This is a genomic window from Streptomyces sp. NPDC024687, from assembly GCF_055559055.1.
This window is the reverse complement of sequence record NZ_JBVHLJ010000008.1, coordinates 263,138-273,804: the sequence shown is the minus strand read 5'-3', so window position 1 is coordinate 273,804 and position 10,667 is coordinate 263,138. Positions and strand designations below refer to the sequence as shown.

Genomic DNA, 10,667 nt, shown 5'->3' with positions numbered 1-10,667 from the left:
CATCATTGTGTTATCTCGGTGGTTCATCCATGCATGATCGTCCACGGTCAACGCGTGCGGCGGGCCTTCACCGCGTGCTGCGGGGTGATGTGGTCGGTCAGGGCGAGGGAGGCGCTGGCCCGCTGGTAGGCGACCTGGCCGACCCGGACGTAGAGGCAGTCGATGATCATCAGGACGGAGTGCCGGCCGCCGATGCTGCCGGTACGGAAGCTGGTCTCCGAGGTCGATGAGATGAGCCGGATGTCGGCGGCCCTGGCCAGCGGGGAGCGCGGGTCGGTGGTGATGGCGACGGTGGTCGCGCCCCGCTCCTTGGCCATCTCGAGGGGTTCGAGGGTCTCGCGGGTGGCGCCCGAGTGGGAGATCCCTATGGCCACGTCGGCCGGGGTGAGCAGGGCCGCGGAGGTGGCCGCGCCGTGCACCTCGGTCCAGCCGCGGACCTGGCAGCCGATACGGAACAGCCGGGTCTCGGTCTCCTGGGCGACCGCACCGCTGCCGCCGACGCCGTACACATCGATACGGCGGGCCTTGGCCACCGCCTGGGCGGCGCGTTCCAGGGAGTCGAGGTCGATGCGCTCGATCGTCTGCTGGATCGCGCGCAGATCCGCGCTGCCGACCACCTGGACGACCCGCTCCAGACTGTCGTCCGGGGAGATGTCGGGACCGATCTCGGCCGAACCCCAGTCGGAGACCTCGCCCCGGCCGCGCTCCTGCGCCAGCTCGATCAGCAGATGCTGGTAGGAGTCGAGTCCGACGGCGCGGCAGAACCGGGTCACCGTGGCCTGCGAGGTCCCGGTGCGGCGGCCCAGCTCGGCGGCGGAGCAGTGGGTGACGGCGGCCGGATCCTCCAGGATCAGCTCGCCCACTTTCCGCAGGGATCCGGGCAGCCGGGGCAGCTCGGTGCGGATCAGTGTGGTGACGTCGGTCGGAGGCATGGAAAGAAGGTAACAGCCACCCTTGGAGCCGTTGATTGAATACCAGGACCATACGGCTGCGGTTTGTTCATTCAATGATGGATAATTGTATGGTGGTTCAATCCATCAGTGGGGAGTGTCGCGTGTCCGTCGAGTCAGTCAGCGCCCAGGGCTTCGCCGAGCAGAGCCTGGAGGTCCTCCGTCGCGTCACCGAGGCCGCCCGCGAGGACGTGCGCCGCGCCGCCGGGCTGATCGTCGACTGCATCCGCGCCGACGGTGTGATCCAGGCCTTCGGCACCGGCCACTCCCAGGCGATGGTCCTGGAGGTCGCCGGCCGGGCGGGCGGCCTGGTACCCACGAACCGGATCCAGATGTCCGACCTGGTCCTCTACGGCGGTGCCGCGCCGAGCGTGCTCGACGACCCGCTGCTGGAGCGCGAGCCGGGGGTGGCCGGGCGCCTCTACGAGCTCGCCGCTCCCCGGCCCCGGGATCTCTTCGTGATCATCTCCAACTCCGGTGTCAACAGCGTCATCGTGGAGATGGCGCTGCACGCGAAGTCGCGGGGGCACAAGATCCTCGCGATCACGTCCCTCACGCATACGGGGGCGGTGCCCGCGGGGCATGCGAGCGGCAAGAAGCTGGTGGACCTGGCGGACGTGGTGCTGGACAACGCGGCACCGGTCGGGGACGCGCTGCTGCCGCTGCCCGGAGGTGGGGCGGTGGGGGCGCTGTCCACCCTGACCGGCGTGATGCTCGTGCAGATGGCTGTCACGGAGGCTTCGGGACTGCTGCTCGCCGCGGGCGAGCGGCCGCCGGTGTATGTCTCGGCCAACGTGCCCGGTGGGTTCGAGGGCAACCTGGAGTTGGAGAAGCGGTACGCGGGGCGGGTTCGGCGTACGGCGACCTAGGCGTTCAGGTGCCGCCGGGTGTTCACAGGGCCTTTCGGTGCACCAGGGCAGACATGCACAGCACCCCGGGCAGCAGCGGCAGCCACACCGTCAGGGCGCGGTAGCCGATGAGGGTGGCGGTGCCGACGCTCACCGGGACGCCGTAGACGGCGAGGGTGAAGACCATGGCCGCGTCCACCGGCCCGATGCCGCCGGGCGCGGGCACGGACCCGACCGCGCTGCTCGCTGCGAGGTAAGCGAACGCGACCTGCGCCCAGGACAGCGTCACGCCGAGCGAGGCGCCGACCGCGTGGATCACGCTCGCCTGGAGCAGCGGTGCGGCGGCCGCGCCGCCCCACAGGGCGAGGACCCGGCTGGGCATGGTGTGCAGACGGCGGGCGTCGGTCAGGGCGGTGCGCACGAACGTGACCGCCGGGCGGCGCAGCGGGCGGACGAGGGTCAACAGCAGCAGCGTGGCGCCGAGTCCGAGTCCCGCGGCCACCAGGGGCAGGAACAACATGCGCCGGTCCGGGACCAGATCACCGAGCCGCAGCAGGCCGGGCAGGGCGACCACGAAGCCGATCAGGACGAGCGTCTTGGCGATCGGCCTGACCAGCGTGTACAGGGCGAGCGAGGCGGTGGCACGGGCCAGCGGGACGCCCTGCCCCCGAAGGAAGCGCAGGGTCACGGCGTGGGCGCCGAGGCTCGCCGGCAGGACGTGGTTGGCGGCGCCGGCGGCGAACTGCGAGGCCACCAGGAGCCCCGACGGCAGCCGCTCGGGCAGCGCGCCCTGCCGTACGACGGAGGCGGAGAGCCAGCCCAGGCAGGTGTAGCAGAACCCGACGAGCAGCCAGCCGGGGTCCGCCGAGGCCAGCCGCGCGGTGCCGTCGTACAGGGCACGCCAGTCCAGCACCGCCCAGACCCCGATGAGCAGGAGGGGGAGCACGGTGAACAGACGGCGGCCGAGGCGGCTCAGGGAGCGGCGGGAGGCGGCGGGAGCGGGAGCCGGGGCGCTGATCGGAAGCGGGACCGGGGCGGGCGCGGGGAGCGGCCCCGGGGGACCTTCGAGCGGAAGCAGGGACACGGCGCACGTCGTCCTTTCGCGTCATGTCCCGTGCGGGACAGGGGGCATGACGGAGGCAAGGCGATGCAGAGGGGACGAGGGAAACGTGCCCACTCGGCGTGACGTTCAAATGTCCGGCAGCCGAAGGAGCGCGGGCGGGTGGGCGACAGGGGGTGCGGCGGACCCGGCGGTCGGGTGCGGCGGCCCCGGCGGCCGGAAGCAGAGAGTCCGTTGCGAGAAATATCGGAGAGCCCTCATACGAGCGCCCCCGGCCGGCCGTCCCTCAGCTGAGGACCATCTCTGCCCGCTGTCGAAATCCAGCCAACCGGCATTCGGAGGGGAAGCCCGGAGTCCGGCCGTCCCACACCGGTGCGAGGCCCTGATCAGGGTCGCGGCACGGCGACCGGCTGGCCCGATCCGGCCAGAGCCGCCCCGATCCCGTCGTCCGCGGACACCGCCCGTCGATATCGTCGAACACGCATCCGTGGGGCGGGCGGTACGGCGATCGGGGAACGATGCTCCAGGTACGTCTTCTCGGTCCGGTGGAGGTCTGGGAGGGGAACCGGCGGGCCCCGCTCGGCGGGGTCAGACCCCTGGCGGTACTGTCCGCACTCGTGGTCCACCTGGGCGAGGTGCTCTCCACCGAACGGCTCGTGGACTGTGTCTGGGACGAGCAGGCGCCCGCCACCGCCAGCGCCCTCGTCGCCACCCATGTCTCCGCGGTACGCCGTGCCCTGGCCCGCGTCGGCGAGGCGGAGGTGATCCGCACCCGGCCGCCGGGATACGTCGCCGACCTCGACGCCGGCCAGGTCGACGCCCGCCGCTTCGAGGAACTGCTCACGTCGGCCCGGGCGGAGGCCGCCGGGGGCCGCGCGGGCGAGGCCGCCGAGCTGCTGTCCGAGGCGCTGGGGCTGTGGCGGGGACAGGAGGCTCTCGAAGGGCTGGGCCAGTCCTTCGCCCGGATCGAGGCGGCCCGGCTCGCCGAACTGCGGCTGGTCGCCCAGGAGGAGTCCTTCGGCCTCCAACTGGAACTCGGCCGCGCGGACCGCACGATCGCCCCCCTGCTCGCGCACGTCGCCGCCCACCCCCTGCGGGAACGGCCACGCGGCCAGCTGATGACCGCCCTGTTCCGCACCGGACGGGTCTCCGACGCCCTGCACACCTACCAGGAGGGCCGCGAGGTCCTGCGCGAGGAGCTGGGCATCGACGCCGGGCCGGAACTGCGGGCGCTGCACAAGTCCGTCCTCACCAACGACCCCGCACTGCTCGGCCCCGGCCCCGAACCCCGCGGCGCCTCCTCGCGGCAGGGCACCGGCACCCGGCCGCCCCACGCCGCCTCCTCGCCGCACGACACCGGCTCCCGCCCCTCGGCCCAGGACGCGGACGGCTCCGCGCGGGCCCGGCAGCGGGCCACGGACCCGGCAGCGACGGCCGGCGGCACCGGCCCCGGCACCACGCAAGCGCGGCCCGCGCCCTCCCATCTCCCCCCGGACATCGCCGACTTCGTCGGCCGGGCGGACCAGATCGACTGGGCCGTCTCGCTGCTGGGCCGCGTCGACGACCTCGGCCGTACCGCCCCGCCGATCGGGGTGATCTCCGGGCGCTCCGGAACCGGCAAGACCGCCCTCGCCGTCCACGTCGGCCACCGCACCGCCGAACTCTTCCCGGACGGCCGCCTGTTCGTGGACCTGCGGGCCGCCGACACCGCCCCGCTGCAACCCGCCGACGCCCTCGCCCGGCTGCTGCGCGCCATGGGCGCCGGACTCGAGACCCTGCCGAGCTCCGTCGAGGAACTGACGGGGCTGTACCGCACGTACACCGGACACCGCCGCATCCTGCTGATCCTCGACAACGCCGCCGGCGAGGCGCACGTACGGCCGCTGCTGCCGCCCGGCCCCGGCTCCGCCGTGCTCGTCACGAGCCGGCGCCGGCTGGTGGCGCTGGAGGGAGCCGCCCACCTCGATCTGACCGTGCCGGACGAGGAGGAGGCCCTCGAACTCCTCGGACGGGTCGCCGGAGCGGACCGGGTGCACGCGGAGCCGGAACAGACCGCCGAGATCGTCTCCCTGTGCGGGCGGCTGCCGCTCGCCGTGCGCATCGCCGGGGCACGGCTCGCCGCCCGGCCGCACTGGGTGCCCGGCAGGCTCGCCGCCCGCCTGCGGGACGAGCGGCTGCGGCTCAACGAACTGCGCGCCGGAGACCTGGAGTTGCGCACCAGTCTGGAACTGGGTTACGCCGACCTCGATCCCCAGCAGCGGCGCGCGCTGCGCCGGCTGGCCCTGCTCGACCTGCCCGACTTCGCGGCCTGGATCGCCGCGCCCCTGCTGGACATCGGCACGGAGGAGGCCGAGGAGGCCGTCGAGCGGCTGGTGGACTGCCACTTCATCGATGTGATCGGCGTGGACGGCACGGGCCGCGGCCGCTACCGCATCCACGACCTGGCGCGCGAACACGCCCGCGAGCGATGTCTGTCGGAAGAGAGCGCCGAGGAGCGGGCGGCTGCCGTGCGGCGCCTCGTGGAGTGCTGGCTGGGGCTGGCAGAGAAGGCCGCTGCCCGGGGCCCCGGCGGCACGGCACGGTACTTCCCCGAACCGGCCGCCGTACGGCCCCTCGACCCGCTCGACCCGCGGGCCGAGGAGGAGCTGCTCGAACGGCCCGCGGCCTGGTTCGCCGCCGAACAGGCCGGTCTGCTGGCGGCGGTGGAGTACTGCGCCGACCACGGGATGGACCGGGCCGCCCGGGACCTCGCCGGGGCGCTGATCGCGAGCTCGGTCGCGCTGTACAACCAGTTCGACGCCTGGTCCCGCTCGCATACCGCGGCCATGGCGGCGGTGCGGCGCAGCGGGGACGGCGAGGGCGAGGCGTGGCTGCTCACCGGTCTGGGCCAACTCCGCTACGAACAGGACGAGTTCGAGGAGTCGTATGCCTACTTCCGGGACGCCCTGCGGCTGTTCGAGGCCCATGACGACGCGCAGGGTGTGGCCCAGGCCCTGCTCGGCATGGCCACGGCCCGGCGTGAACAGGCCTGCTACCCCGAGGCGTTGGAGCTGCTCGACCGGGCGCTGGAAAAGTACGGGCGGCTCGACGACCGCGGTGACCTGGCCCGGGTGCTCTACGGCCTCGGCTACGTGTACCGGGAGCAGGGTGACGACGCCGCCGCCCGCGAGGCCTTCGCCCAGGCCCTGGAGCTGTACCGGGCGAAGGACGACCGGCACGGCGAGGCACTGGTCCTGCGCGCGGTCGCCCTGTGCCACCGGGCGCAGGGGCAGTACCGGGACGCCGAGCGGCTGCTGCGGGAGGTGCTGCGGGTCTTCGCCGGCCTCCACGACACGTTCGGCGTGATGTACACGGAGCAGTCGCTGGCCAAGGTGGAGCTGCGGCTGGGGCTCCTGGACGCGTCGCGCGAACGGCTCGGGCGATGTCTGGAGCTGGCCCGGGAGCGGCAGGACCGGTTCGGCGAGGCGCTGGTGCTGCGGACGCTGGGGGAGTGGCAGCTGGCCGCCGGTGACGCCGGGAGCGCGCGGGACCCGCTGGAGCGGGCGCTGTCGCTGTGGGAGGCGTTGCGGCTTCCGCTGTGGCGGGCGCGGACGCTGTGGGACCTGGCGCGGGTGTGGGAGGCCGCCGGGGAGGCGGACGCGGCCGCGGGGGCCCGTGCCGAGGCGCTGCGCGTGTTCCGGGAGTCGGGGGCGCGGGAGGCGCGGGAGCGGGCGTAGGCGGGACGTGGGTGAGGGGGCGGTGAGGGTGGCGAAAACGCGGGGGTGGTCGCGGACGGTGGAGGGGATGTCGAGGCGGTCGTCTCCTGCCAGGCGAATCCGCCCTCGCCGCCACTGTTGCCCGCGACCTCCAGCACAACCGCGAAACCGCCCGCGAAGCCCTGGGCGACCATGCCGCGCTGTCGCTGCAGGCCCTCCCTCCGGCGCCTGCAGGTGATCTGCAGAGCATTTGCAGAGGACTCCGAGACGCTCTTCCCGTGACAGACATCATCACGCTCGCGGACCCCAGGGTCGCCGCGGTGACGCACGACGAGTGCGGGGAACCGCTCGTCGACCTGCGGGAGGAGGGGCAGTTGCTCCTCGATCCCCGGCAGGCCGACGACGAGGGCAGCTACGCCCATCTGAGGGCCGGCGCGCTGCGGCGGCTCGTGCGGGCGCAGCGGCTGCTGCCCATGGGGATCCGGCTGCTGGTGGTGGAGGGGTACCGGCCGCCCGACCTCCAGCGCCGGTACTTCGAGCAGTACGCGGCGACCATGCGGCGGGCCCACCCGGACGCGGCTCCCGAGCGGATCCGTGAACTTGCTAGCGCGTACATCTCGCCGCCGGAGGTCGCCCCGCACGTCAGCGGCGGCGCGGTCGACCTGACCCTGTGCGACCACGCGGGCCGCGAACTGCCGCTCGGCACGGAGGTCAACGCCACCCCGGAGGAGAGCGCGGGCGCCTGCCGCACCGACGCGCCCGGCATCGGCGCCCAGGCACGGGAGTACCGGGCCCTGCTGGGGCGGGTGCTCTCCGCGACCGGGTTCGTCAACTACCCGACCGAGTGGTGGCACTGGTCGTACGGCGACCGGTACTGGGCCCTGCTGCGCCGCGTACCCGCCGCCCGCTACGGCCCCGCCGACCGGCCCCGCCCTCCGGCCTGACCACCGGAAGCGGGACACCGCAGGAATCACCGCAAGGGGGAAACAAAATGCACCACAGCCACGCCACCTGTCCGCCTCCACCGCGTGAGGCGGACAACCGGATGAGCCCGGGGGACTTCGACGCGTCCTTCACGGCCGACATGCCACGCCTGCGACGACGGCTGCTGGCGCTGACGGGCAATCCGCACGACGCCGACGACCTGCTCCAGGAGACCTATCTGCGGCTCTCCCGGCGGGCCCGCTCCCAGAGCCTGACCCAGCAGCAGCACCCGTACGCCTACACCTGCGCCGTCGCCCTCAACCTGCTGCGCGACTCCTGGCAGCACCCCTCCCGCCGCGAACGCACCACGGACCAGCTGCCGGAGGCCGGCTGGGACGGCGGACTCGACTCCTACGAGGCCTCCGCCACGGCGCTCGCGCTGCTCGGCATGCTCTCCGAGAAGGAGGCCGCCGCGGTGATCCTCGTGGACCTGGAGGGACTCACCCACGACACGGCCGGGGAGCGGCTCGGCGCCCATCGCGGCACGGTCCAGCGCAACCGCCTGCGCGGCCTCGCCAAGATGCGCGCCGCCCTCCGCAACTAGCCCGGGTGGCACACCCTCACGGGGGTGGGGTGTGCCACCCGTGTCTCCGCCTCGTCACCGCGTCACCGCGACGCCTCGACCTAAGGAAGAGTCCTTGAAGACCATCAGCACGCGCCGTCGGACCAGCGGCGCGATCCTGGGCGCCTCGGCACTGGCGCTCACCGCCTTCTTCTCCGCCCCGGCCCACGCCGCCCAGGACGCCACCTGCGGTGTCCTCGCGCCCGGCGCCTCGGCCACCGCACAGGCCGCCGTCGACGCGGCCTGTTCGCAGATCGGCGTCTGGTACAGCTGGGGCGGCGGCCACGCGGCCACGCCCGGCGCCAGCTACGGCTTCTACGACGGCTCCGACCCGGACAGCCTCCACGACGGCGAGCGCAAGGGCTTCGACTGCTCGGGCCTGATGCGGTACGCCTACTACCGGGCGACCGGCAGGGACCTGCTCAACGGCACGGCCGACGACCAGTTCCACAGCTCGCAGGCCACCGCCCGGTTCTCCGCCGGACAGGGCACCGCCCCGCTGCTGCCGGGCGACCTGATGTTCTGGGGCAACGGCCACATCCACCATGTCGCCATGTACCTGGGCGGCGGCCAGATGGTCGAGGCGTACGAGTCGGGCACCCACATCCGGGTCACGTCCGTGCGCACCGGCGGCGACTACGCGGGCGCGATCCGGATCAACGGCTCCGGCACGCCCGTCCCGCCGCCCGCGAACGGCGGCACGGTCTTCGAGACCTGGGGCACCGGCGTGCGCACGCACCGGTCGCCGAGCGTGGGCTCCGACGTCGTCGACACCTTCCCCGGACCGACCCAGGTGTCCGTCCAGTGCCAGCAGCACGCGGAGACCGTGACCGCCGAGGGCTACACCAACGACGCCTGGGCCAAGCTCGCCGACGGCTCGTGGGTGACCAACATCTACATCAAGGGCCCGGCCTGGCTGCCCGGCATCCCGGACTGCGGCGGCAGCAGCACCCCGCCGCCGTCGGGTGGCAGCAAGGCGTTCCAGACCTGGGGCACCGGGGTGCGCACCCACAGCGAGCCCAACGTCAACGCCAGTGTGGTCGACTACTTCGCCCAGCCGACCACGGTCAACGTCGTCTGCCAGAAGCACGCCCAGGAGGTCACGGCCGACGGCTACACCAACGACGCCTGGTCGAAGCTGACCGACGGCTCGTGGCTGACCAACATCTACATCAAGGGCCCGGCCTGGCTGGACGGCGTGGCCACCTGCTGACCGAGCTGCCGCCGGCGTGACGGCTCACCACCCCGTGAGCAGCAGATGGTTCAGGAGCAGTGCGAGCACCGCCTGCCCGATGAGCCAGCCCCGCACCCCCGTCAGAAACGCACACGCCGGCAACAGCCACACCGCGAACGGCAACCAGATCCGCTCGGTCTCCGCCTTGCTCATCCCGGACAGATCCGCGATGAGCAGGGCCAGAGCGGCGGCGAGCACCAACACCGCCAAGGGGTGCGGGGAACTGCGCGACCAGCCCCCACCCGGCCGCAGCCGAACGGCGGCCCGCCGCACCCCCGCCACCGTCGCCGGCCCCACGATCAGCACCGTGCACGCGAGGTTCGCCCACACCCAGTACCCGTACGGCCGCACCCCGCCCGCCCCCTGGTAGTAGCGGGTCACGAGGATCCGATACCCCTCCCACCACGCGAACCCCAGCGCGGTGAAGACGACCGGCACGACCACGAAACCGGCCAGGGCGAACCACACGGGCCGACGGGAGGACCCCAGCCACACCACCGCCCCCGCGACGACGACCATCAGCGTCAGGCCGTACGACAGATAGACGGTCAGCCCGAACAACAACCCCGAGCAGAAGCCGTTCAGCCCCGGCCGGACCCCCCGCACCGCGAGGGCGAGCAGGGCCACCGCCCACGCGGCCACCGCCGCGAAGTACCCGTCGGCCGACGTGCCCACCCAGACCGCGGCCGGGGCCAGGACCAGGAAGGGGGCGGCGCGGCGGGCGAGCGACTCGTCGGCAAGGGCGCGTACGGCGACCAGGACCGCGACCGCCGCGGTCGTGCCGACGGTGATGCACCAGGTTCCCGCCCAGCCCCCGCCGCCCAGCCCGACCCGGTCCAGCAGGACGAAGGTGAGGGTGGCGCCCGGCGGATGCCCGGCGACATGGGCGCCCCAGTTGTCCGGCGAGCCGATCAGGATGTGCCGGGTGAAGTCCCGCAGGGCCGCCGGGATGTCGTGGAAGCGGCCGACGGCCCGGAGGTACTCGTTCTTGGTGGTGAGCTGCTCGGCGACACCCCGCTGCCAGCCGTCCACGAGGGCCAGGGACCACGTCCAGGCCATGCCCGCACCCCAGACGGCGAGCAGCAGCGGACGCCAGGGGAGCCGGGCGGCGAGCGAGGGCCCGTACGCCACCACGGCGGCCGCGACGACCACCGCGGCCGGGGTGCCGGGGCCGACGTGCGGGTCCCAACTCGCCAGCAGGGGCGGCCAGCCGACCCGCAACGAGCCGTTCCGGTGCTGGATCGCTGTGCCGACCAGTACGGCGGTCAGCACGAGGAGCGCGGCGCACACAGCCGCGTACAGGTCACGAACAAGGTCCCGGTTCACGCGGACGA

8 protein-coding genes are annotated in these 10,667 nt (G+C 73.4%); 5 read left to right on the top strand and 3 right to left on the bottom strand.

What is annotated here, in order from left to right:
• Positions 1-47: 47 nt before the first annotated feature.
• On the bottom strand, positions 48-932 hold the full coding sequence (locus ACZ39I_RS30120) for a MurR/RpiR family transcriptional regulator (protein ID WP_467247897.1): 885 nt from the start codon (positions 930-932) through the stop codon (positions 48-50).
• 122 nt (positions 933-1,054) lie between these two features.
• Between ACZ39I_RS30120 and ACZ39I_RS30115 the strand changes: the two genes are divergently transcribed.
• Positions 1,055-1,819 (top strand): sugar isomerase domain-containing protein, encoded by a 765-nt coding sequence (locus tag ACZ39I_RS30115; protein WP_467247895.1) that lies wholly within the window; start codon positions 1,055-1,057, stop codon positions 1,817-1,819.
• Positions 1,820-1,841: 22 nt separating this feature from the next.
• On the opposite strand, the gene ACZ39I_RS30110 is transcribed toward ACZ39I_RS30115, so the two are convergent.
• On the bottom strand, positions 1,842-2,882 hold the full coding sequence (locus tag ACZ39I_RS30110) for a lysylphosphatidylglycerol synthase transmembrane domain-containing protein (protein WP_467247893.1): 1,041 nt from the start codon (positions 2,880-2,882) through the stop codon (positions 1,842-1,844).
• A gap of 494 nt (positions 2,883-3,376) precedes the next feature.
• Here ACZ39I_RS30110 and ACZ39I_RS30105 point away from each other — a divergent pair, with 494 nt between their 5' ends.
• The 4 genes from ACZ39I_RS30105 to ACZ39I_RS30090 all read left to right on the top strand — a co-directional run bounded on the left by ACZ39I_RS30105 (position 3,377) and on the right by ACZ39I_RS30090 (position 9,312).
• Positions 3,377-6,574 carry an AfsR/SARP family transcriptional regulator gene (locus tag ACZ39I_RS30105; protein WP_467247891.1) on the top strand — a complete coding sequence of 1,066 codons (3,198 nt, stop codon included), beginning with the start codon at positions 3,377-3,379 and terminating at the stop codon, positions 6,572-6,574.
• A 257-nt stretch (positions 6,575-6,831) separates the two neighbouring features.
• The gene (locus ACZ39I_RS30100) at positions 6,832-7,497 is read left to right on the top strand and encodes a M15 family metallopeptidase (RefSeq protein WP_467247889.1); all 666 of its coding nucleotides are present in this window, start codon (positions 6,832-6,834) and stop codon (positions 7,495-7,497) included.
• Between the two features lie 47 nt (positions 7,498-7,544).
• Positions 7,545-8,081, top strand: a complete 537-nt coding sequence (locus ACZ39I_RS30095) for an RNA polymerase sigma factor (protein ID WP_451476693.1) — start codon at positions 7,545-7,547, stop codon at positions 8,079-8,081.
• Between the two features lie 94 nt (positions 8,082-8,175).
• Positions 8,176-9,312 (top strand): C40 family peptidase, encoded by a 1,137-nt coding sequence (locus tag ACZ39I_RS30090; RefSeq protein WP_467247888.1) that lies wholly within the window; start codon positions 8,176-8,178, stop codon positions 9,310-9,312.
• Between the two features lie 24 nt (positions 9,313-9,336).
• Here ACZ39I_RS30090 and ACZ39I_RS30085 read toward each other — a convergent pair whose 3' ends face one another.
• Complete coding sequence (locus ACZ39I_RS30085) at positions 9,337-10,659, bottom strand: hypothetical protein (protein WP_467247887.1); 1,323 nt, start codon at positions 10,657-10,659, stop codon at positions 9,337-9,339.
• Between the last annotated feature and the right edge of the window lie 8 nt (positions 10,660-10,667).

Excerpts from the sequence above, each read along its gene's own strand:
- ACZ39I_RS30120 (WP_467247897.1), bottom strand. The coding sequence starts at position 932 with ATGCCTCCGACCGACGTCACCACACTGATCCGCACCGAGCTGCCCCGG.
- ACZ39I_RS30105 (WP_467247891.1), top strand. The coding sequence starts at position 3,377 with ATGCTCCAGGTACGTCTTCTCGGTCCGGTGGAGGTCTGGGAGGGGAAC.
- ACZ39I_RS30095 (WP_451476693.1), top strand. The coding sequence starts at position 7,545 with ATGCACCACAGCCACGCCACCTGTCCGCCTCCACCGCGTGAGGCGGAC.